Genomic DNA, 21901 nt, shown 5'->3' on the forward strand with positions numbered 1-21901 from the left:
AGCCGTTGTTTGCTCACTGAACTGACGCTGCGGCCCGCCGCACCTTACCGGACGCTCCAAGGACGCCAACATGATTAGTAAAGAAGGCCTCACGCATCACATCTCCCAGCAGTTCAACGCCGAACTCGAGGAGGTGCGCAGCCACCTCCTGGCGATGGGCGGGCTGGTCGAGAAACAAGTCAACGACGCCGTCACCGCGCTGATCGAGGCCGATTCGGGGCTCGCCCAGCAAGTGCGCGAGATCGACGACCAGATCAACCAGATGGAACGCAATATCGACGAGGAATGCCTGCGCATCCTCGCCCGTCGCCAGCCGGCGGCTTCCGACCTGCGCCTGATCATCAGCATCTCCAAATCGGTGATCGACCTTGAGCGCATCGGCGACGAATCGACCAAGATCGCTCGCCGCGCCATCCAGTTGTGCGAAGAAGGCGAAGCCCCGCGCGGTTACGTGGAAGTGCGGCATATCGGCGACCAGGTGCGCAACATGGTGCGCGACGCTCTGGACGCCTTCGCCCGTTTCGACGCCGACCTGGCGTTGTCGGTGGCGCAGTACGACAAGATCATCGACCGCGAGTACAAGACCGCGCTGCGCGAGCTGGCCACCTACATGATGGAAGATCCGCGCTCGATCTCGCGCGTTCTCAGCATTATCTGGGTATTGCGCTCCCTGGAGCGGATCGGCGACCACGCGCGCAACATTTCCGAGCTGGTGATTTACCTGGTGCGCGGCACCGATGTACGCCATCTGGGCCTGAAGCGGATGAAGGAAGAAGTTGAAGGCACAAGCGCCGAAAGCGCTAATGTTCCAGGTGAAGCTGACGATAAGTAAGGTTGCCCGAGAGAAGCGCCCGGCCCTTTCGGCCGGGCGTTTTTGTTTAGGGAATCGAACTTGAAAAGCAGCGCCCGCGAACGCAAAGTCCCGGCGTGACTGAAGAGTTTTGGCAAAGTGCCATCAGTAAAGCGTTATGCTAGCCGGGATTTTTAAAGGGGTGGTCGATGAGTAAGGTAAGTGTGTTGGTGGTGGATGACGCTTCGTTCATTCGTGACCTGGTGAAGAAATGTCTGCGCAACTACTTCCCTGGCATCAAGATCGAGGACGCCATCAACGGCCGTAAAGCCCAGGCCCTGCTGGCCCGCGAATCCTTCGACCTGGTCCTGTGCGACTGGGAAATGCCGGAAATGTCCGGCCTGGAGCTGCTGACCTGGTGCCGCGGCCAGGAAACCATGAAAGCCATGCCGTTCATCATGGTCACCAGTCGGGGCGACAAGGAGAACGTGGTACAGGCGATCCAGGCGGGCGTTTCCGGCTACGTCAGCAAGCCTTTCACCAACGAGCAGTTGCTGACCAAGGTCAAGCAGGCGCTGAACAAGGTCGGCAAGCTCGACACCCTGATGAACAGCGCCCCGGCCAAGATGAACTCGGCCTTCGGCAACGATTCCCTGAGCGCCCTGACCGGCGGCAAGGCGGAGGTCGTCGGCACGGCGCCGGCTGCTGCGGCGGTCAACCCGTTCGCCAAACCGCCGGTTGTCGCGGCTCCCGCTGCGGCCCCTGCGCCTTCCCGCGGTTTGCTCAACAGTCCGCCAGTCAAGGCACCGGCGCCGGCAGCGGCTGCACCGTCCGGTGGGCGTGGTCAAGGCCAGTTGCGGCTGCCCAACGGTACCCAGCAGTGTGTGATCAAGGCGCTGAGCATCAAGGAAGCGCTGCTGGTAGTGAAGCGTACCGACACCTTGCCGCAGGTGCTGGACAGCGCCGTGCTGGATCTGGAGCAGGGCGACAATGCCGAGGTGGCGCGCCTGAACGGTTACCTGCATGCGGTAGTGGCTTACGAGCCGAAGCCGGATAGCGAGTGGTTGCAACTGACCTTCCGTTTCGTCGACCAGGATGCGCAGAAGCTCGACTACATCTCCCGCCTGATCGCCCGCGGCACCGCGCAAAAGCACTTCGTTCCTGGCGCTTGAGCCTTTCTCAGACTCGCTTCTACCCCCTGTAGGAGCGAGCTTGCTCGCGATGGCGTCGGTTCTGGCGCTGCATATTTTTGATGGTGTACATATCCATTGCTGCGGTCACGGCCACTTAGGGTTCCGCCCTTACGGCGGGTCACTTTTGACAACCGTCTGTAGGAGCGAAGCTTGCTCGCGATGGCGTCCGTTCTGGCGCTGCATATTTTTGATGGTGTACATATCCATTGCTGCGGTAACGGCTGCTTAGGGTTTCGCCCTTACGGCGGGTCACTTTTTACAAACGCCCGGAATGCCGGCCCAGTAAAAAGTAAGCAAAAACGCTTGCCCCCGCGTACGGCCCTCGCTGCGCTCGGGTTCCCTCCCTCCGGCGTCCCTCAGGGGGCATCGCCGCCGGCGATGTCCTCGACTGCGTCGAGGGGCGCTGCGCGCCATCCCCCTGATGAACACCTCCACTCGGCCTGCCGAAGGGGCAGGTAGATCAAGATCAAAAGCTGGCGTTGGCGCGACCTACCGGTCGGCGCATTTGTAGCCGCTGCCGAGCCTGTGAGGCTGCGAACGGCCGCGCAGCGGACGCAGGGTCTTGAGATCGCCGGAGGACCTTCGGTCCTTGCGCAGCCTTCGGCAGCGGCTACAGGGTGACATCCCTACACCTACGTTTGAATGCCGGGCGAAACCTGCTGCAAACACTTTCCTGTGGCGGGCTTTTGCACGCTGACGAGGCTGATTTGGGGCATGTTGCCCAGGCGTTGTATCTGTTGCTGGATGATGGCTGCGATGTGTTGCAGGCCGCGCAGTGCAAGGCATTGGGGGGAGGGCGTCGGGGTTTGATGCCGTGCGTCTGATTCATCGGTTTTCGGGTTGATTTATATCTGTTTGGATATAGATTGTGGCTGGCGTCGCTGTGCTTTCTCGTACCCGGCCATGCCTTGAAACAACCCGATCGCGCGCTGTGGCGTTCGGGTTGTTTAACCTCTCCTGAGTTCGCAACGGGAGAGGTTCGATGCCTAGGCACAAGGATGTGGTGTTTGTCGGGAGTGCACTCAGGGACCTCCGGGCTTTTCCGCTGGATGCGCGACGGGCTGCGGGTTTTCAGCTGGATCTTTTGCAGCAGGGCGAGCAGCCCTATGACTGCCGGTCGATGAAAACCGTGGGGCCGGGCGTGTTCGAGATCAGGATCAGCGAGGAATCAGGGGCGTTTCGGGTGTTTTACGTGGCCAGCCGGCCCGCGGCCATTTATGTGCTGCACGCCATGCGCAAGACCACCCGCAGAACCGAAACGCAAGACATCGAGCTGGCTCGCGCCAGACTTCAGGAGATAGGTTCACACCATGACCGATCACATGCACACCGAGCGTTTCGCCAGCGTCTGGGACGCGCTCGAGGGCTCGCCCCAGGAGGCCGCCAATATGCGCCTGCGCTCCAAGCTCATGCTGGAGCTGGGCAAGACCGTCAAGGCCTGGGGCATTTCGCAGAAGGCGGCCGCCAAGCGGCTCAACATCACCCAGCCGCGTCTCAACGACGTGCTCAGCGGCAAGATCAACAAGTTTTCCCTGGATGCGCTGGTGAATCTTTCCGACGCCGCGCAACTGGGCGTCGATATCAGTTTCAGCCCGTCGGAAACGGAACCTCTGGTGCCGGGCTGATTCATACAAAGTCCATGTCGGGCTGCTAGCCTCACGTAAGGACTATTCCAAGAATCTTGCCCATGCTCACACGCCTGCTGTTCTGCTGCGGCCTGTGGGTGGTTGCCACCTCGACGCTGGCCATGACCATCTACAAGTCCACCGATGCCAACGGAGTAGTGTCCTATAGCGACCGACCGTCGCCGGGCTCCCAGGTGTTCGTGTTTCGCGATCGTATGGTCGAGCACCTGGAACGCCAGGTGCGCCTGGATATCCAGAAAAATCGCGGCGTGGAGAGCGTCTTCGTGCGCAACGACCTGTACGCGCCGGTGGAGGTCGAGCTGGGCTTCAGCGGCTTGAAGAATGTCAGCGGCGCGCCCCGGCAGCCGGTGCGTCGGGTCTTGCCGGCACGCAGCCGGCAGCGCCTGGCGCTGCTCACGCCCACGCAGGCCGGCAGGCCGCTGGTCTATACCCCACAGTTCCGTTATTCCCTGGGCGACCCTTCAGGGGCCGCCCAGGCCTATCGTTACCCGTTGCCCTGGCGTGGCGGGCCGTTCCGCCTGACCCAGGGCGCCAACGGCCAGTACAGCCATTTCGGTCCCAAGAGCCGTTACGCCATGGACATCGCCATGCCCGAGGGCACGCCGATCATCGCCGCGCGCGGCGGGGTGGTGGTGAAGACCGAAAACAGCCAGACCGGACGCGGCACCGACCCTTCCGGCAACTTCGTGCGCGTGCTCCACGACGACGGCACCATGGGCGTGTACCTGCACCTCAAGCGCGGATCGGTGACGGTGCGCGAAGGCCAGCGGGTGGCGGTGGGCAGCCCGCTGGCGCTGTCGGGCAATACCGGCAACAGCAGCGGCCCGCACCTGCACTTCGTGGTGCAGCGCAATACCGGCCTGGGGCTGGTGTCGATTCCCTATCAGTTCAACCAGCCCATCGGCAGCCTGCCGAATTTCGCGCTGGGCAAGAAGTAGCCGTGGGCGCCAGTTGGCTATGACAGGCATGGGGCCTGAGACCGCCGAGGCCTTCGGCCTTGCGCAGCCTGCGGCGGCTACAGGGAGGGCGTTGAAATGATCGCGAGCACGCTCGCTCCTACACGTCCGATGCGATCCCTGTAGGAGCGAGCTTGCTCGCGATGCGGTGTCGGGCCTTGCTCAGTCGAGCATCAACACCTTGGCCAGGACGATTTTCGGGCCTTTCATCTTCTTGATGATGATCCGCAGGCCTTCGACTTCCATGACCTCTTCTTCTTCCGGCACCCGCTTGAGGGTCTCGTAGACCAGGCCGGCGAGGGTTTCGGCCTCGATATGGTCCAGGTCGATGCCCAGCAGGCGCTCGACCTTGAACAGCGGGGTATCGCCGCGCACCAGCAGTTTGCCGGGCTGGTAGGCGAGGATGCCGCGCTCGGCCTTGCGGTGTTCGTCCTGGATATCGCCGACCAGTACTTCCAGCACATCTTCCATGGTCAGGTAACCGATGATCTTGCCGTCGGCTTCCTCCACCAGGGCGAAGTGCGAGCCGCCTTTACGGAACTGTTCCAGCAACTGCGACAGCGGCATATGCCGGGAAACGCGCTCCAGCGGACGGGTCAGCTCGGCCAGGTTGAACGACTCGGGAATGTGGTCCAGCGCCGCCAGTTCCAGCAACAGATCCTTGATGTGCAGCAGGCCGACGAACTCGTTGCGTTCACTGTCGTAGACCGGGTAGCGGCTGAACTTGTGGCGGCGGAACAGGGCGAGGATCTCCTTGAGCGGCGCGTTGAACTCCACGCTGATCAGGTCTTCCCGGGAGTTGGCCCAGTCGACGACTTCCAGCTCGCCCATTTCCACGGCCGAAGCCAGTACGCGCATGCCCTGGTCGCTGGGGTCCTGGCCACGGCTGGAGTGCAGGATCAGCTTCAGTTCTTCGCGGCTGTAGTGATGTTCGTGGTGTGGGCCGGGCTCGCCCTGGCCGGCGATGCGCAAAATGGTGTTGGCGCTGGCGTTGAGCAGGTAGATCGCCGGGTACATCAGCCAGTAGAACAGGTACAGCGGCACTGCCGTCCACAGCGACAGCAGCTCGGGCTTGCGAATCGCCCAGGATTTGGGTGCCAGCTCGCCGACCACGATGTGCAGGTAGGAAATGATGAAGAAGGCGGTAAAGAACGACACGCCCTTGACCACTTCCGGGGAGTCCACGCCCACGGCGCTGAGCAGCGGCGCCAGCAGGTGCGCGAAGGCCGGCTCGCCGACCCAGCCCAGGCCCAGGGAGGCCAGGGTGATACCCAGCTGGCACGCGGAAAGGTAGGCATCCAGCTGGCTGTGCACGGTGCGCAGGATCTGCCCGCGCCAGCCGTTCTTATGGGCGATGGCCTCGACCCGGGTCGAGCGCAGTTTGACCATGGCGAACTCGGCGGCAACGAAGAAGCCGTTGAGCAGAACCAGGATCAGTGCAAAAAGAATCATGCCGAAGTCGGCGAAAAGAGACGCGAGGGTAATACCAGGGGAAGGGTCCATGATGGAGTTTTGCGGGTTCCGTGTATGCGAAAAAGAGAGAAGTACGCGGCCAGAATGGCCGGCGCAAGCCAGCCAATGTAGCGGCTGGCAGGGCGATTGCCTAGTGGCGCGTGGCTGTCACCGCTGGTCGGTCAGGGTGTCGGCGCGGAATTTCTTCACCTGGGCCGGGGCGAAATGGCAGGTGAAGGTACTGCCATGGCCCGGCACGCTGCTGATCTCCAGGCGCGCCCGATGGCGCAGCAGCACATGCTTGACGATGGCCAGGCCCAGGCCGGTGCCACCGGTGTTGGAGTTGCGGCTGGAGTCCACCCGGTAGAAGCGTTCGGTCAGGCGCGGCAGGTGTTTGTTGTCGATGCCGATCCCCGAGTCCTGCACGCTCAGGTGCGCCCCTTGCTCGTCGCCCCACCAGCGGATGCGGATATTGCCCTCGGCCGGGGTGTATTTGACGGCGTTGAACACCAGGTTGGAAAAGGCGCTGCGCAGTTCCGCCTCGCTGCCCTTGAGCTGGATTTGCCCATCGGCTTCCAGGGTGATGCGCTGGTTGCGTTCCCCGGACAGGGCCTGGGCATCGCTCTTGATCGACTTCAGAAGCACGTCGATCGGCACCGGCTGGTTGTCCGACGGGTAATCGGTGGCTTCCAGCTTGGCCAACAGCAGCAGGTCGTTGAGCAGGGTCTGCATGCGTCCGCCCTGTTGCTGCATTTGTTGCAGGGCGCGGCTCCAGCGCGGGTTCACTTCCTCGACGTTGTCGAGCAGGGTTTCCAGGTAGCCGCAGATCACCGTCAGCGGCGTGCGCAGTTCGTGGGAGACGTTGGCGATGAAGTCCTTGCGCATCTGTTCCAGCTGGTGGATGCGGGTCACGTCGCGCACCAGCATCAGGTGTTCGTTGTTGCCGTAGCGGGTGATGTACAGCTGGATGCGTACGCGGTCGTTGGTCGGCGAGGGAATTTCCAACGGCTCGTTGTAATTGTCCTGCTCGAAATATTCCTTGAAGCGCGGGTGGCGCACCAGGTTGCTCACCGGCTGGCCACTGTCCTGTGGGGTCTTCAGGCCGAGCAGGGTTTCCGCGGCGCGGTTCCACCATTCCAGGTTGCCGTCGCTGTCGAGCATGATCACCGCGTCTTTCAACGCCGCGGTGGATTCCTGGACCCGGTCGATCACCGCTTGCAAGCGCCCGCGCACCCGCTGGTCGCGGCGTTGCAGGTGATAGATGCTGTCGAACACCTCGCCCCACAGGCCGTAGCCGTCGGGCGGCGCTTCATCGGGTTGGTGCAGGCGCAGCCATTCGTGCAGGCGCAGCAGTTGCTTGAGGGTCCAGGCCAGGTACATGCCCAGGCCGATGGCCAGGCTCCAGCCGTAGTAACCGCTGATCAAGCCCACCAGCAGGCAGCCGGTGACCAATAGCAGCATGTGGCGAATCAGGGTGCCATGCCAGTTCTGGTTCACTTAACACGCGTCCTTGTAAGCGTCTGGCGAATGAGGGCCGGCTTCAGGCCTTGGTGGAAAAACGGTAGCCGGTGCCGCGCACGGTTTGTACCAGATTCTCGTAGGCATCGCCCAAGGCTTTGCGCAGGCGGCGGATGTGCACGTCGACGGTACGCTCTTCGACATAGACGTTGCCGCCCCAGACCTGATCCAGCAACTGGCCGCGGGTGTAGGCGCGCTCCTGGTGGGTCATGAAGAATTGCAGCAGGCGGTATTCGGTCGGGCCCATCTCGGCCGGTTTGCCGTCGATGGTCACGCGGTGGCTGATCGGGTCCAGCAGCAGGCCGCCGACTTCGATCGGCGCTTCGCCGTCGGTCGGGCCGGCGCGGCGCAGCACGGCTTTCAGGCGCGCGACCAGTTCGCGAGGGGAGAACGGCTTGGTGATGTAGTCGTCGGCGCCGACTTCCAGGCCCTGGATCTTGTTGTCCTCTTCGCCCTTGGCGGTGAGCATGATGATCGGGATGTCGCCGGTCAGTTCGTCGCGTTTCAGGCGGCGGGCCAGCTCGATGCCGGAGGTGCCGGGCAGCATCCAGTCGAGCAGGATCAGGTCCGGCTTGCGGTCGACGATGATGGCATGGGCCTGCTGGGAGTTCTCCGCCTCCAGGCAGTCGTAGCCGGCCATTTCCAACGCAACGGCGATCATTTCGCGAATAGGCGCTTCGTCGTCAACGATCAGAATGCTCCTGCCAACCATGCTTAATCCTCTTGTCATTTAACTGTCTTGCGCCGCATTAGATAACGGAATTATTGCAGTCGTGTGACAGTATTTTAGGTGCTGCGGCGAGTGCCGCATTCGTGGACTAAGCTTTGGGTCCGAATCCTGACAACCACCAAAGAAGGTTTCCATGACTCAACTGACGCAATCCTGGAAAGCCCTGTTGCTGAGCGCCGCGCTGGCTTTGCCGGGGCTGGCGTTCGCCGCGGAACCGGCGATGACCAAAGACGGCATGTTCGTCGATCACCAGGGCATGACCTTGTACACCTTTGCCAAGGATGCCGGCGGCAAGTCGATGTGTAACGACAAGTGTGCCGCCAACTGGCCGCCGCTGAAGGCCGCCAGCGGCGACAAATCCATGGGCGAGTGGACGGTCGTCACCCGCGACGACGGCTCCATGCAATGGGCCTATGACGGCAAGCCGCTGTACACCTTCGTGATGGACAAGAAAGCCGGCGACATGACCGGCGACGGCAAGATGGAAGGCGCCTGGAAGGTCGCCAAGCCCGACTGACCGTTGATCGCGAATAAGCTCGCTCCCCTGTCGGGGCGAGCTTGTTCGCGATAGCGCTCCTCAGCGCAACGCGTAATCCAGGACAATCCCGATAAAGATCGCCAGCCCCGCCCAGTGGTTATGCAAGAAGGCCTTGAAGCACTTCAGCCGGTCGCGATCGCGGGTGTAGTGGAACTCCCAGGCAAAACACCCGGCCGCCACCACCAGGCTGAGGTGGAACCACAGGCCCAGCTCGAAGCGCGCGCCCGCCAGCAGCAGGCAGCCCAGCGCCAACCCCTGCAAGCTCAGAATGATGATCCGGTCGGCGTCGCCAAACAGGATCGCGGTGGATTTCACCCCGATCTTCAGGTCGTCGTCGCGGTCGGTCATCGCGTAATAGGTGTCGTAGCCCACGGTCCACAGCACGTTGGCGATGAACAGCAGCCAGGCGACGGCCGGCAACTCGCCGGTTTCGGCGGTGAAGGCCATCGGAATGCCCCAGGAGAACGCGGCCCCCAGCACCACTTGCGGGTAGTAGGTGTAGCGCTTCATGAACGGATAGGTGGCCGCCAGCGCCAGGCCGCCCAGCGACAGCCAGATGGTGGCCGCGTTGGTGCACAGCACCAGCAGGAAGCTGATGAACATCAGCGCCACAAAGAACACCAGCGCTTCCCGGGACGTGATCTTGCCGCTGGCCAGCGGACGATGCTCGGTGCGCTTCACATGGCCGTCGACCTTGCGGTCGGCCCAGTCGTTGATCACGCAGCCGCCGGCCCGGGTGAGGATCACGCCGAGGACGAAGATCGCGATATTGGCCAGCGACGGCGAGCCTTTGCCGGCGATCCACAAGGCCCAGAGGGTCGGCCAGAGCAGCAGGTAGATGCCGATCGGCTTGTCTATGCGGGTCAGCTGGATAAAGTCCCAGGCGCGCGGGTGCAGGCGGTTCAGGGATTTGAGCAGGCTCTGATACATCAGCGATTCTCCGGCGGGACGCTGGCGGCGCTCCATAGGGTCGGCAGGAAGATTTCGGCGACCAGCACGCTCAGCGTCCCGCGATCGAAGCGCGAGCGTCGGGCCCAGAGGTCGTCGGCCTGCACCGCGGCGGGTAGCCAGTGACGAGGGTAGTGGCAGACCTCGATGGGGCGTCGCGCAAAGGCCTGGTCGCAGAACAGCAGTTCGCCCAGGGAGCGGCTGCCCAACTCGTCCAGGTTCAACCCGCCGTGTTCCAGGGCGCTGCGGGCCGCCACGCTGCGGGCGAACACCCAGGCCTGGCCGCGACCGCGCAGGTAGGTCTCGCGGACCCAGCCCTGGCTCGCCGGGGGCAGGTCCAGCGCGGCACATTCGTCGTCGCGCAAGGTCTGCCAGCCTTCGAGCAACGGGGTAATGCTGAAGCTGTCGTCGCTGAGGTGGGTCAAGCGCCGGGTCAACGAGCCTTCATCGAACAGCCAGTCGAGGATTTGCGGGGCGGGGAGGGGCATCAGCCGGCTTTGCGAGAGCCAGTCCGGGGTAGAAAATGGAGGCATTGAGTGCGGCACGGTGGGTCGTTATTGGCAGCAAATGAGGCCGCGAGCTTACCATGGCGCCAGGCGATTTTGCGGCAACGCCGCGGCTGTCCGCGGCGAACGTGCTTGCATCCGCCGGTGCTCATCAGTACAAAACGCGCTGGGCCGGACACGCCTTTCTGGCGTCGAGCAGAGTCGATTCATCGACCATCCCGCCGGCAACAGCCTGAGAATCCGAGGAAATGCGTAAATGAAAAAGTGGCAATGTGTGGTCTGCGGACTGATCTACAACGAAGCCGACGGCTGGCCGGACGACGGAATCCTGCCGGGTACCCGCTGGGAAGATGTGCCTGAAGACTGGCTCTGCCCGGATTGCGGCGTCGGCAAAATGGATTTCGAGATGATCGAAATCGGCTGATCACCCTCGGTGATCCCCAAAGTGAAGGAGTGATGAATGAGTGCGCCTGTCGTAATCGTGGGAACCGGCCTGGCCGGCTACAACCTGGCCCGGGAGTTTCGCAAGCTTGATAGCGAAACGCCCCTGCTGCTGATCACCGCGGATGACGGGCGTTCCTACTCCAAGCCGATGCTGTCCACCGGCTTTGGCAAGAACAAGGAAGCCGACGGCCTGAGCATGGCCGAGCCGGGGGCCATGGCCGAGCAACTGAAGGCCGAGGTGCGTACCCATACCCGCATCAGCGGCATCGACCCGGGCCACAAACGGCTGTGGATCGGCGAAGAAGCGCTGAATTATCGTGACCTGATCCTGGCCTGGGGCGCGGAAACCGTGCGTGTGCCGGTGCAGGGCGATGCCGGCGAGCTGATTTTCCCGATCAACGACCTGGAAGACTACGCACGCTTTCGTGCAGCCGCTGCCGGCAAGCGTCGGGTGCTGCTGCTGGGCGCCGGCCTGATCGGCTGCGAGTTCGCCAACGACCTGATCCTCGGCGGCTATGAGGTGGACCTGGTGGCCCCGTGCGAGCAAGTCATGCCGACACTGCTGCACCCTGCGGCCGCCGCCGCGGTGCAGGCCGGGCTGGAAAGCCTGGGGGCGCGTTTCCACCTGGGGCCGGTGCTCAATCGCCTGCAGCGCACGGCCGAGGGCCTTGAGGCCCATCTGTCCGACGGCCAGACCATTCCCTGCGATCTGGTGGTGTCGGCGATCGGCCTGCGTCCGCGCATCGACCTGGCCGCGGCCGCGGGGCTGCTGGTCAATCGCGGCGTGGTGGTGGACCGCCATCTCAAGACGTCCCACGCCAATATCTACGCCCTGGGCGACTGCGCCGAAGTCGACGGGCTGAATCTGCTGTACGTCATGCCCCTGATGAGCTGTGCGCGAGCGCTGGCACAGACCCTGGCCGGCACGCCGACGGAGGTCAGCTACGGCGCGATGCCGATCACCGTGAAAACCCCAGTCTGCCCACTGGTGGTTTCGCCGCCACCACGGGGCCTGGAGGGCTCGTGGACGGTGGAGGGGCAGGGCGCGGACATCAAGGCCCTGTGTCGCGATGCCAGCGGCCGGCTGCTGGGTTACGCCCTGACCGGTACCGCGGTCATGGAGAAATTGGCCCTGAATAAGGAGCTTCCCGGCTTGTTGGCTTAAATACTGGTCGTTCTGTCGGAATAATCGCGTGTTTGCCACTACAAAGGTCGCGCGGAGACTGGCGCCTCTCCAAACCGCGTGCCATCCTCACACCCGTCTGCCGCAGAGTAGAGCCTGCGGCGCCTTGGGCGCTGTTCCGGAAGAACAGCACGGACATAACAACAAAAAACCGTCAAAGAGGCTTCACTATGCGTAAACCAGAACTCGCCGCTGCAATCGCTGAAAAAGCGGACCTGACCAAAGAACAGGCCAACCGCGTTCTCAACGCCGTTCTCGAAGAAATCACCGGCGCCCTGCACCGCAAAGACAGTGTCACCCTGGTAGGGTTCGGAACCTTCCTGCAGCGCCACCGTGGAGCCCGTACCGGCAAGAATCCGCAAACCGGCGAGCCGGTGAAGATCAAGGCCAGCAACACCGTAGCCTTCAAGCCAGGCAAATCGCTGAAAGACAGCGTCAATCCATAACAGTTGCGAACTCCCTGGATAACGGGGAGAAACGTATTGAAAAATGGGCAGGCCGAATAATTCGGATGCCCATTTTTTATGGATGCCTATTAGGCATATAAAAATCGGGAATGCATAAGACACGTGTCGTAGAACTGCGACGTGGCTGTTCAAAAAACACACAACTTGCGTTAGTGGCAAACTACTATCAGTGGTGCCATCATATTAGTGGCACTTTCTGAAGTTTCATGTGGCTTTCTCTGATCGAGATTTTTATAAAAGTTCAGAATTATCATTATTGCCGTATCCGGCAGTTTTCGACTCTGTGGGGACATTGCCCATTATTCATTGGGGCTACCTCTGGTTTATATCGCGCAAGGCTCTGGCTCAGGGCTTTCGGCGTTTCTGGTTGAACTAGGGATTCAACTGGTTATCTAGGGGGAACCCCTGTCATATATAGGGCGATCTCTTACGAATAACGGATGACAGTTCGTCTTGTTGTCTGAGTCGATGCTTGCTAGTGGCCATCATACTGATTACGATGCGCGCTCTTGAAAGAGCAAGACTCAATTGGATGAGTAGCAACAAATGCTCTTTGATACTGTCCCCGGCACGTGGCAAGTCTCGCGTGCGTATAGACCGTAATCTCAAAAAAGGCCATGGATGTCCTACTCAAGCAAACTTTCTGCCCATTACCTCGACCTCGCTAAAGTCTCTATTTCCAAAGAGAGTTTTGCGGGCGAGGACGTTCGCTTCTCCAGCGAATACGAGGCGCTGGAAAGCGAGCTGGGCAAAGCCCAATCCATGCACGAAAGCGGTCAGATCGACTGGCTGAAAATCCTCGAAAACAGCGAAGCGCTGCTGCGTACCCAATCCAAGGATCTACGGGTAGCGGCCTGGCTCACCTGGGCCTTGTACCAGCGCGAATCCTTCTCCGGCCTGCTGGCCGGCTTTGGTCTTTTGCAGCACCTGTGCGAGCAACACTGGGCGCAACTGCACCCCGCCAAATTGCGTACCCGGGCCGCCGCCATCGGCTGGCTGGTGCCGCGTCTCGAACAAGTGCTGAGCGAAAACGTCGCGATCAAGGAGCAACTGCCGCTGTTCCGCCGCCTGGTGGAGCACCTGGAAGGGCTCGACGCCGTGCTCACCGAGCACTTGGGCGACGATGCGCCCTTGCTGCTGCCGATCTGCCGGCGCTTGTCGACCATGGTCCAGCGCGCCGCCGACAACCAGCCGGAACCCGGTGCCGTCGGCACGGTGGTGGCGCAGGTCAAGCAGGCCGCGACCCAGTTGTTCACCCCTGGCGCGCCTATCGATAACGAGAAGGAAGCGCAGAAGGCCCTGCGCGCGTTGCAGGAAAGCGCCCGCCCGCTGGGCGCCTGGTGGCTCAAGCAGAAGGCCACCGATGTGCGCGCCCTGCGCTTGAACCGCACCATGCTGTGGCTGCCGATCGATGCCGTTCCCGAGCGCAATGCCGAGCAGGTCACCGCGCTGCGCGGGCTGCCGCCAGACAAGCTCAAGACCTATCAGGAACGTTACGCCAACGGGCAATACGCCGACCTCTTGGTGGAGCTCGAGGCCAGCCTGGCCAGGGCACCGTTCTGGTTCGACGGCCAGCGCATGGTGTGGGAGTGCCTGCAGGGGCTGAACGCCGACCAGGCGATGCGCGAGGTGGAGTTTCACTTCGCGCTGTTGCTGCAACGCCTGCCGGGCGTGGTCGAGTTGCGCTTCCACGACGGCGCGCCGTTCGCCGACCCGGCCACCCGCAGCTGGATCAGCGCCAACGTCATGCCGCACCTGCAAAGCGCCAGCGCGCCGCGCAAGGTCGAGGCCAGCGCCAGCCAGCCGGCCTGGGAAGAAGCCCTCGAAGAGGTGTTGCCGATCTTGCGCAAGGACGGCCTCAAGGCGGCCGTGCAGGTCCTCAAGCAAGGCCTGCAGAGCGCCCATGGCGGGCGCGTGCGGTTTTTCTGGCAGTTCAGCCTGGCGCGGCTGTGCTTCATGGCCAAGAAGTACGAGCTGGCCAAGACCCAGCTGGAAACCCTCGATCAAGAATTACAGAACTCAGGCTTGCATGCCTGGGAGCCGGATCTGGCGTTGGAAGTGCTGCACCTCCTGCATAGCAGCTGTGAGTTGTTGCCGCAGAACCACGCCGTGCGAGAACGCAAGGAAGAGATTTATCGCAGGCTGTGCCACCTCGACCTCGAAGTGGTACTCGAATAGGCCCCAGGGCCAACAACCGCAAGGAGAAAAGCCATGGCCAAAGAAGGCTCGGTAGCCCCCAAGGAACGCATCAACGTCACCTTCAAACCCGCCACCGGCGGTGCTCAGGAAGAGATTGAACTGCCGTTGAAGCTACTGGCAATCGGTGATTACACCCAGCGCGTGGACGAGCGCAAAGTGGAAGACCGCAAGCCGATCAGCATCGACAAAATGACCTTCGACGAAGTGCTGGCCAAGCAGGAGCTGAGCCTGACGCTGAGCGTGCCTAACCGTCTTCAGGAAGAGGGCGACACCGAAGAGCTGGCGGTCAAGCTGCGCGTCAACTCGATGAAGGACTTCAACCCGGCCAGCCTGGTCGAGCAAGTGCCTGAGCTGAAAAAACTGATGGAACTGCGCGACGCGCTGGTGGCCCTCAAGGGCCCGCTGGGCAACGCCCCGGCATTCCGCAAAGCCATTGAAGGCGTACTCGCCGACGACGAATCCCGCGGTCGCGTACTCGGCGAGCTGGGCCTGAACGCCGCAGCCCCGGAAGCCTGAGCCCCCATCAGTCAAGGAAGCCAACACCATGAGCACCAGTGCAGCCCAACAGAAAAGCAACGAGAACGGCGAATACAGCATTCTCGACAGCATCATCGCCGAAACCCGCCTGACCCCGGACGACGAAGCCTACGACATCGCCAAGCGCGGCGTGTCGGCCTTCATCGAAGAGCTGCTCAAGCCGCAGAACGACGGTGAGCCGGTCAAGAAGGCCATGGTCGACCGCATGATCGCCGAGATCGATGCCAAGCTCAGCCGCCAGATGGACGAGATCCTCCACCACGAAGATTTCCAGTCTCTGGAATCGGCCTGGCGCGGCCTGCAACTGCTGGTCGATCGCACCAACTTCCGCGAAAACATCAAGATCGAAATCCTCAACGTCTCCAAGCAGGACCTGCTGGACGACTTCGAAGATTCGCCGGAAGTGATGCAGGCCGGCCTGTACAAGCACATCTACACCGCCGAATACGGCCAGTTCGGTGGCCAGCCGGTGGGCGCGATCATCGCCAACTATTTCATGTCGCCAAGCTCGCCGGACGTGAAACTGATGCAATACGTGTCCAGCGTGGCCTGCATGTCCCACGCGCCGTTCATTGCCGCGGCCGGTCCGAAGTTCTTCGGCCTGGAAAGCTTCACTGGCCTGCCGGACCTGAAGGACCTGAAAGATCACTTCGAAGGCCCGCAATTCGCCAAATGGCAAAGCTTCCGCCAGTCGGAAGACTCGCGCTACATCGGCCTGACCGTACCGCGCTTCCTGCTGCGCAACCCGTACGATCCGGAAGAGAACCCGGTCAAATCCTTCGTCTACAAGGAAACCGTGGCCAACAGCCACGAGCACTACCTGTGGGGCAACACGGCCTACGCGTTCGGCACCAAGCTGACCGACAGTTTTGCCAAGTTCCGCTGGTGCCCGAACATCATCGGCCCGCAGAGCGGCGGAGCGGTGGAAGACCTGCCGCTGCACCACTTCGAAAGCATGGGCGAAATCGAAACCAAGATCCCGACCGAAGTACTGGTCAGCGACCGTCGTGAATACGAACTGGCCGAGGAAGGTTTCATCTCCCTGACCATGCGCAAAGGCAGCGACAACGCGGCGTTCTTCTCCGCGAGCTCGGTGCAGAAGCCGAAGTTCTTCGGCATCAGCGCCGAAGGCAAGGCCGCGGAGCTGAACTACAAGCTCGGCACCCAGCTGCCGTACATGATGATCGTCAACCGCCTGGCTCACTACCTGAAGGTGCTGCAGCGCGAGCAACTCGGTTCGTGGAAAGAGCGTACCGACCTCGAGCTGGAACTCAACAAGTGGATCCGCCAGTACGTCGCCGACCAGGAAAACCCGAGCGCCGAAGTCCGTGGCCGTCGTCCGCTGCGCGCCGCGCAGATCATCGTCAGCGATGTGGAAGGCGAGCCGGGCTGGTATCGCGTCAGCCTGAACGTGCGCCCGCACTTCAAATACATGGGTGCTGATTTCACCCTGTCGCTGGTAGGCAAGCTGGACAAAGAGTAACCAGGAGCAAGGTCATGACCGGATACGGCAGCCTTTTCGAGCGCCTGAGTGGCGAGGCCGACAAGCGTGTCGGCTGGAGCCGCGAGGTTTCCGCCATGGCGTCGGTGGCTGCCCATCTGGGCAAGATGCTCAGCACCCGTGCGGGCAGCGTGCAGACGCTGTCCGATTACGGGCTGCCCGATCTCAACGACATGCGCCTGAGCTTGCACGACGCCTTGAGCCAGGCTCGCCTGGCCATCGAAAGCTTCATCGAAGCCTACGAACCGCGCCTGAGCAATGTGCGTGTCGTTTCCCTGCCGCGCGATCACGACCAGCTCAAGCTGGCTTTCAATATCGAAGGCCTGCTTGAGGTGGACGGGTTCAAGCGCCAGGTCAGTTTTTCCGCGCGCCTGGATGGCAGCGGTCAGGTCAAGGTGACATGAAGATGAGCGAAGACAATTTCACGCGTTTGGGCGAGGTAGCCAGCCGCACCGTTGAAGCGGTCGACCATGTTGCATTTGGTAAGCCCGATGCAACCATAGGGCTGACCAACCTGCTGGATCTGGACACTCATGAGATCGTTCAGGAAGAAGGCCGGCAGGTTCACCGGCTGACCTTCAAAAGTGGCCACAGCGTAACTATCGAGGCCAATGACAAAGCCGTTGAGGTGAAAGGCGCACGCCTCTCGATTATTGCCACTACACAAGCGGTATTGCTGCATGACCCGGCACAACCGGTCCCTGCGGCAAAGCTGGCAGCATCGCCAACGCTCACGCCGCCCATCCTGCCCATGGGAGGTGAGCATGTCCGGTAAACCTGCCGCTCGGGTTTCAGACCCGACCGCTTGCCCATTGCCGGGTCACGGCACCAACCCGATCGTCGCCGGTTCCGGTGACGTGTTCTTCGACGGCCTGCCCGCCGCCAGCCAGGGCGATGCCTCGGCCTGTGGCGGGGCGATGTCTGGCGGCTTGGCGACTACTGTGCTGATCAATGGCAAGCCGGCGGCCACGGTTGATTCAGTTGGGACGCATGGAAATATCGTTACCGGTGGCTCGGCGACGGTGGTTATTGGCAACTCGCATTCGCCGGCGCCGTTTGTTCCTCCAGTGCCGCTGATTATTCCTGGGTTTGATGAGCAGTTTGCGCTGACAGATGAGTCGGGGGCCCCGATTGCTAATCGCCGGTATCTGCTTGTCCGCGAAGATGGCACGCAGGAAGAAGGAACTACCAATGATGCCGGGCTTACTCATCGGCTTGCTCGACATGTGCGAGCAGAGAAAGTCGAAGTCTACGTAGCAGCGGGAAGTTGACGAATGGCTACTGATAGCATCAGCACTTCAAGTGGCACTTTCAAAAAAGTTGCTACAGTGCAAAGTTCCCCGACTAAAGAGCTTGTCCCCAAGCCGGTTGTAGTTGAGCCGGGGCTGACCGTATTTTTGGGTGGCGCTGGGATGATCGGTGGTTATAACGCCGATATGATCAATGCATTTACCGAGGTCGGTATTGCTAACGCCGTCTACGGAAACTACTCATCCCTGATCACAGGGGCAGATGAGCATGTTCATCCAATGATTGATATGCTCGCTGACGCATCGGCAGTTATTTTTTATAACCAGGACAGTAGTCGGCCAGCAGAGTTTGAATATGATCAGTTGGGCGTTGTAAAAGAAAGAACCGATTTGTATGGTTTGGTCGCTGTCAAAAGCACTATGCCAGTTGTAGAAAGCCAACCTGCGGATTTCTCCCTCGCTGCCATTGGCATATCAAAAAAGATACCGACTTCCGGACAGTTCAATATTGTTGGGTACTCATGGGGAGCGGTGATTGCAGCGCGTAGCGCTATGTATCATGCGCGCAAGGATATTATTGTGGATCACTTGGTTCTCATCGGTGCGCCGATCAACCAGGATCTGAAGGATGCGGTAACCGAGCATCCGAAAATAATCAAAACAACAATTATTGACCTGACGGATAAGGGCGACCCGATTTATGCCGGGATGACGGATGCCGAGTTAGTCAGCGTTGCGCCCGAACTTGCGGGGCAGATGTCAGGCACTAACCAAGGACATTTTTACTACTCAGGCGATGATGCGGACGGTCAATTAAGACATCGGGAGCTTGCAAGGCGGCTGTATGACGAAGGGCTTCGTTAAAATGATGCGATATTTCGTTATCTTCATTTCTCTTGTCATGCTGTCTTTGAGCTTTACCGAGCCCAAAGCCCCGTGGGGATTCAGTATCGACCTTATGGGATTGTCGTTTCCTCAGTCGGCGTATACGTTCTTTTTCGTAGTTTGTCTTTTTCTTTATCTTCCGATGATAGTTGTCGGTTTTTATTATCTTGTAAAAAGCATAGTTCGTTTGGTTAGGTTTCGAGACTTCCGGGTCGGGCTCGATTCGTTTGTTTTATTTGCGGTCATTGCGGTGAGTTTGAGCCGCTTCGGTGATTGGGTTGTTTATGAGATTTTCTAAGTTAGTGCTAAGTCCGAATACGGCCAGGGCCCAGTAGCGGTTTTCTGAAGTCCATAAAACAGCGAACTCAAACGAATTTAATACCAGGCAGCCAGAAATGTCCTTTAACCACTACTACCAAAGCGAACTCACCGCGCTGCGCCAGTTGGGTCGCCGTTTCGCCGAGCGTAGTCCGGCCCTGGCGCCGTTCCTGGGGCAGGCCGGGCGGGACCCGGATGTGGAGCGCCTGCTCGAAGGTTTCGCCTTCCTCACTGGCCGCCTGCGGCAGAAGCTCGACGACGAGCTGCCGGAGCTGAGCCACTCGCTGATGCACCTGTTGTGGCCGAACTACATGCGGCCGTTGCCGGCGTTCAGCATCTTGCAGTTCGACCCGCTGAAGCAATCCGGGCCGGCGCTGCGCGTGGAGCGCGATACGCCGGTGGAGAGCGAGCCCATCGACGACGTGCGTTGCCGCTTCCGCACTTGCTACCCGACCGAAGTCCTGCCGCTGGACCTGACGGCGCTGAACTACTCGGTGAAGGGCGACGGCGCGCTGCTCAGCCTGCGCCTGGAGATGAGTTGCGACGGCCACCTCGGCGAGCTGAACCTGAGCCGCCTGCGCCTGCACCTGGCGGGCGAGCGCTACATCAGCCAGATGCTCTACCTGAGCCTGCTGCGCAACCTCGAAGGCATCGAGCTGGTGCCGCTGGGCATGGACGGCAGGCCGTTCCCCGGCGTCAGCGGCGACCCCATGTCGTTCAAGATGCCGGGCAACCGCGTGCAGCCGGTGGGGTTTGCCGAAGAAGAGGCGTTGATCCCGTACCCGCTGAACACCTTCCGCGGCTATCGCTACCTGCAAGAGTATTTCGCCTTCCAGGACAAGTTCCTGTTCGTCGACCTGAATGGCCTGGACCTGCTCAAGGCGCTGCCGGAGGACACCCTCAAGCAGCTGCACGGCCTGGAAGTGCGCTTCGACATTCGCAAGAGCGGCATCCAGCGCCTGCGGCCGACCCTGGACAACGTGAAGCTGTATTGCACGCCGATCGCCAACCTGTTCAAGCACGACGCCTTGCCGATCCGCCTCGACGGCAAGCAGGACGAGTACCTGCTGTTGCCGGCCGAGTACGACCTGGAAAACTGCGGCGTGTTCTCGGTGGAAACCGTGACCGGCTGGAAGCCGGGCGGCCTGGGCTACCAGGACTACGTGCCGTTCGAGTCGTTCGAGCACGACCCGAGTTTCGACGTGCCGCAAAGCCGCCCGCACTACAGCATCCGCCAGCGTTCCTCGTTGCTGCACGACGGCCTGGACACCTACCTGAGCTTTGGCATCCGCCACACCGAGGCCCATGAAACCCTGTCCATCGAGCTGACCTGCACCAACCAGAACCTGCCGCGCCGGCTCAAGCTCGGCCAGATCAACCAGGCGTGCGAGGAAACCCCGGAATTCCTCAGTTTCCGCAACATCACCCCGGCCACGTCCAGTTACGCGCCGCCGCTGAATCGCGACTTCCTGTGGAAGCTGATCAGCAACATGTCGCTCAACTACCTGTCGCTGGCCAACGTCGATGCGCTCAAGGTGATTCTCGAAACCTACGACCTGCCGCGCTACTACGACCAGCACCTGGAAAAAGTCAGCAAGCGCCTGCTGGGCGGGCTCAAGTCGATCCGCCACGAGCATGTCGACCGCCTGCACCGGGGCCTGCCGCTGCGCGGTTTGCGCACCGAGCTGACGATCGATCCGGAAGGCTATATCGGCGAAGGCGACATGTTCGTCTTCGCCTCGGTTCTCAACGAGTTTTTCGCTCTTTACGCCAGTCTCAACTCGTACCACGAGCTGCGGGTAAAAAGTACACAGGGAGAGGTGTACCAATGGACACCACGTATGGGTCTGCAGCCCCTGCTTTAAGCGGGCTGACCCAGGGCATTCGCGAGTACTCGCTGTTCCAGGCCGTGCTGCTGGTGGTGGACCGGCTGCGCGATTCCCATCCGGGCCTGAGCGAAGAGGATCTCTACGACCAGCTGGAATTCCAGGCCAATCCGAGCCTGGGGTTCCCCGGCAGCGACGTCGATCGCGTGGAGTTTTTCGAGGAGCGCGGGCAGATGCGCGCGCGCCTGCGCTTCAACCTGATCGGGCTGTTCGGCTCCGGTTCGCCGCTGCCGGCGTTCTACGGCGAGCAAGCCCTGGGCGACAGCGAAGACGGCAACCCGACGCGCAACTTCCTCGACCTGTTCCACCATCGCCTGCAACGGCTGATGCTGCCGATCTGGCGCAAGTACCGCTACCGCGCGAGCTTCGAGAGCGGCGCCCTGGACCCGTTTTCCGCCCAGCTGTTCGCCCTGATCGGCCTGGGCGGCGAAGAAATCCGCCAGGCCAAGGAACTGAACTGGAAGCGCCTGCTGCCGTACCTCGGCCTGCTCAGCCTGCGGGCTCACTCGGCGGCGCTGATCGAGGCCGTGCTGCGTTACTACTTCAAGCACGCGGACCTGGTGATCGAGCAGTGCATCGAGCGTCGGGTGGAGATTCTCGAAGAGCAGCGCAACCGCCTGGGCCGCGCCAACAGCCAGCTCGGCGAAGACCTGGTGCTGGGCGAGCGGGTGCGCGACCGCAGCGGCAAGTTCCGCATCCATATCCGCCAGCTCGACTGGCAGCGTTTCCACGAATTCCTGCCGATCGGTTTCGGCTACCAGCCGCTGTGCGCGCTGGTGCGGTTCACCCTGCGTGACCCGCTGGACTACGACATTCGCCTGGTCCTGCGCCAGGAAGAAATCCGCGAACTGCGCATCGGTGAGCAGAACGCCTGTCGCCTCGGGTGGACCAGTTGGCTCGGCCGCGAACGCGCGGACGGCGTGGTGACCCTGGGCAGCAAAATTCATTAAGGAC

22 protein-coding genes and 1 pseudogene are annotated in these 21901 nt (G+C 61.4%); 18 read left to right on the forward strand and 5 right to left on the reverse strand.

Going from position 1 to position 21901, the window contains the following annotated elements:
• The first annotated feature begins 70 nt into the window (after nt 1–70).
• The 5 genes and pseudogenes from phoU to BTN82_RS28575 all read left to right on the forward strand — a co-directional run bounded on the left by phoU (nt 71) and on the right by BTN82_RS28575 (nt 4567).
• On the forward strand, nt 71–832 hold the full coding sequence (gene phoU, locus BTN82_RS28555; protein WP_007928528.1) for a phosphate signaling complex protein PhoU: 762 nt from the start codon (nt 71–73) through the stop codon (nt 830–832).
• Between the two features lie 167 nt (nt 833–999).
• Nucleotides 1000–1962: a response regulator gene (locus tag BTN82_RS28560; protein ID WP_075122360.1), complete on the forward strand. Its 963-nt coding sequence runs from the start codon at nt 1000–1002 to the stop codon at nt 1960–1962.
• A 1003-nt stretch (nt 1963–2965) separates the two neighbouring features.
• Nucleotides 2966–3286: pseudogene (locus BTN82_RS28565) on the forward strand (type II toxin-antitoxin system RelE/ParE family toxin); the annotation flags it as partial.
• 7 nt (nt 3287–3293) lie between these two features.
• Nucleotides 3294–3608: a helix-turn-helix domain-containing protein gene (locus BTN82_RS28570; RefSeq protein WP_075122361.1), complete on the forward strand. Its 315-nt coding sequence runs from the start codon at nt 3294–3296 to the stop codon at nt 3606–3608.
• A gap of 62 nt (nt 3609–3670) precedes the next feature.
• Entirely contained in the window at nt 3671–4567 is an 897-nt protein-coding gene (locus BTN82_RS28575) for a peptidoglycan DD-metalloendopeptidase family protein (protein ID WP_075122362.1), read from the forward strand.
• Nucleotides 4568–4747: 180 nt separating this feature from the next.
• Here the strand turns inward: BTN82_RS28575 and BTN82_RS28580 are convergent, their stop codons facing one another.
• From BTN82_RS28580 to phoB, 3 genes are all read right to left on the reverse strand, one after another.
• A complete protein-coding gene (locus tag BTN82_RS28580) occupies nt 4748–6088 on the reverse strand; it encodes a hemolysin family protein (RefSeq protein ID WP_075122363.1) in 1341 nt (446 codons plus the stop codon).
• A gap of 117 nt (nt 6089–6205) precedes the next feature.
• Nucleotides 6206–7498: a phosphate regulon sensor histidine kinase PhoR gene (gene phoR / locus BTN82_RS28585; protein WP_261793035.1), complete on the reverse strand. Its 1293-nt coding sequence runs from the start codon at nt 7496–7498 to the stop codon at nt 6206–6208.
• Between the two features lie 79 nt (nt 7499–7577).
• Nucleotides 7578–8267 (reverse strand): phosphate regulon transcriptional regulator PhoB, encoded by a 690-nt coding sequence (gene phoB / locus BTN82_RS28590; RefSeq protein ID WP_007896474.1) that lies wholly within the window; start codon nt 8265–8267, stop codon nt 7578–7580.
• A gap of 151 nt (nt 8268–8418) precedes the next feature.
• Between phoB and BTN82_RS28595 the strand changes: the two genes are divergently transcribed.
• Nucleotides 8419–8802, forward strand: coding sequence for a hypothetical protein (locus BTN82_RS28595; RefSeq protein ID WP_075122365.1), 384 nt, complete (start codon nt 8419–8421; stop codon nt 8800–8802).
• A gap of 60 nt (nt 8803–8862) precedes the next feature.
• On the opposite strand, the gene ubiA is transcribed toward BTN82_RS28595, so the two are convergent.
• Nucleotides 8863–9753: a 4-hydroxybenzoate octaprenyltransferase gene (gene ubiA, locus BTN82_RS28600; protein WP_075122366.1), complete on the reverse strand. Its 891-nt coding sequence runs from the start codon at nt 9751–9753 to the stop codon at nt 8863–8865.
• On the reverse strand, nt 9753–10316 hold the full coding sequence (locus BTN82_RS28605) for a chorismate--pyruvate lyase family protein (RefSeq protein ID WP_075122367.1): 564 nt from the start codon (nt 10314–10316) through the stop codon (nt 9753–9755). Before BTN82_RS28605 ends, ubiA begins: the two co-directional genes overlap by 1 nt.
• A gap of 217 nt (nt 10317–10533) precedes the next feature.
• Here BTN82_RS28605 and BTN82_RS28610 point away from each other — a divergent pair, with 217 nt between their 5' ends.
• From BTN82_RS28610 to tssG, 12 genes are all read left to right on the forward strand, one after another.
• Entirely contained in the window at nt 10534–10701 is a 168-nt protein-coding gene (locus BTN82_RS28610; RefSeq protein ID WP_007930291.1) for a rubredoxin, read from the forward strand.
• Nucleotides 10702–10737: 36 nt separating this feature from the next.
• Nucleotides 10738–11886, forward strand: a complete 1149-nt coding sequence (locus BTN82_RS28615; RefSeq protein ID WP_075122368.1) for an NAD(P)/FAD-dependent oxidoreductase — start codon at nt 10738–10740, stop codon at nt 11884–11886.
• Nucleotides 11887–12074: 188 nt separating this feature from the next.
• A complete protein-coding gene (locus BTN82_RS28620; RefSeq protein WP_003213368.1) occupies nt 12075–12350 on the forward strand; it encodes an HU family DNA-binding protein in 276 nt (91 codons plus the stop codon).
• A 642-nt stretch (nt 12351–12992) separates the two neighbouring features.
• The gene (tssA, locus tag BTN82_RS28625) at nt 12993–14549 is read left to right on the forward strand and encodes a type VI secretion system protein TssA (RefSeq protein WP_075122369.1); all 1557 of its coding nucleotides are present in this window, start codon (nt 12993–12995) and stop codon (nt 14547–14549) included.
• Nucleotides 14550–14582: 33 nt separating this feature from the next.
• Nucleotides 14583–15086 carry a type VI secretion system contractile sheath small subunit gene (tssB, locus tag BTN82_RS28630; protein WP_075122370.1) on the forward strand — a complete coding sequence of 168 codons (504 nt, stop codon included), beginning with the start codon at nt 14583–14585 and terminating at the stop codon, nt 15084–15086.
• A gap of 28 nt (nt 15087–15114) precedes the next feature.
• Nucleotides 15115–16590, forward strand: coding sequence for a type VI secretion system contractile sheath large subunit (gene tssC, locus BTN82_RS28635; RefSeq protein WP_007930285.1), 1476 nt, complete (start codon nt 15115–15117; stop codon nt 16588–16590).
• A gap of 14 nt (nt 16591–16604) precedes the next feature.
• Entirely contained in the window at nt 16605–17012 is a 408-nt protein-coding gene (gene tssE / locus BTN82_RS28640) for a type VI secretion system baseplate subunit TssE (RefSeq protein WP_016703136.1), read from the forward strand.
• Nucleotides 17013–17014: 2 nt separating this feature from the next.
• Nucleotides 17015–17383, forward strand: a complete 369-nt coding sequence (locus tag BTN82_RS28645; protein ID WP_075122371.1) for a hypothetical protein — start codon at nt 17015–17017, stop codon at nt 17381–17383.
• Nucleotides 17373–17879 (forward strand): PAAR domain-containing protein, encoded by a 507-nt coding sequence (locus BTN82_RS28650; protein WP_075122372.1) that lies wholly within the window; start codon nt 17373–17375, stop codon nt 17877–17879. The genes BTN82_RS28645 and BTN82_RS28650 overlap by 11 nt, the downstream gene beginning before the upstream one ends.
• Before the next feature lie 3 nt (nt 17880–17882).
• Nucleotides 17883–18722, forward strand: a complete 840-nt coding sequence (locus BTN82_RS28655) for a hypothetical protein (RefSeq protein ID WP_075122373.1) — start codon at nt 17883–17885, stop codon at nt 18720–18722.
• A gap of 416 nt (nt 18723–19138) precedes the next feature.
• Nucleotides 19139–20926, forward strand: coding sequence for a type VI secretion system baseplate subunit TssF (gene tssF / locus BTN82_RS28665; RefSeq protein WP_075122375.1), 1788 nt, complete (start codon nt 19139–19141; stop codon nt 20924–20926).
• The gene (tssG, locus tag BTN82_RS28670) at nt 20890–21897 is read left to right on the forward strand and encodes a type VI secretion system baseplate subunit TssG (protein WP_075122376.1); all 1008 of its coding nucleotides are present in this window, start codon (nt 20890–20892) and stop codon (nt 21895–21897) included. Before tssF ends, tssG begins: the two co-directional genes overlap by 37 nt.
• Nucleotides 21898–21901: the final 4 nt, after the last annotated feature.

This window comes from Pseudomonas chlororaphis (assembly GCF_001921865.1).
GTDB lineage: Bacteria > Pseudomonadota > Gammaproteobacteria > Pseudomonadales > Pseudomonadaceae > Aquipseudomonas > Aquipseudomonas chlororaphis_D.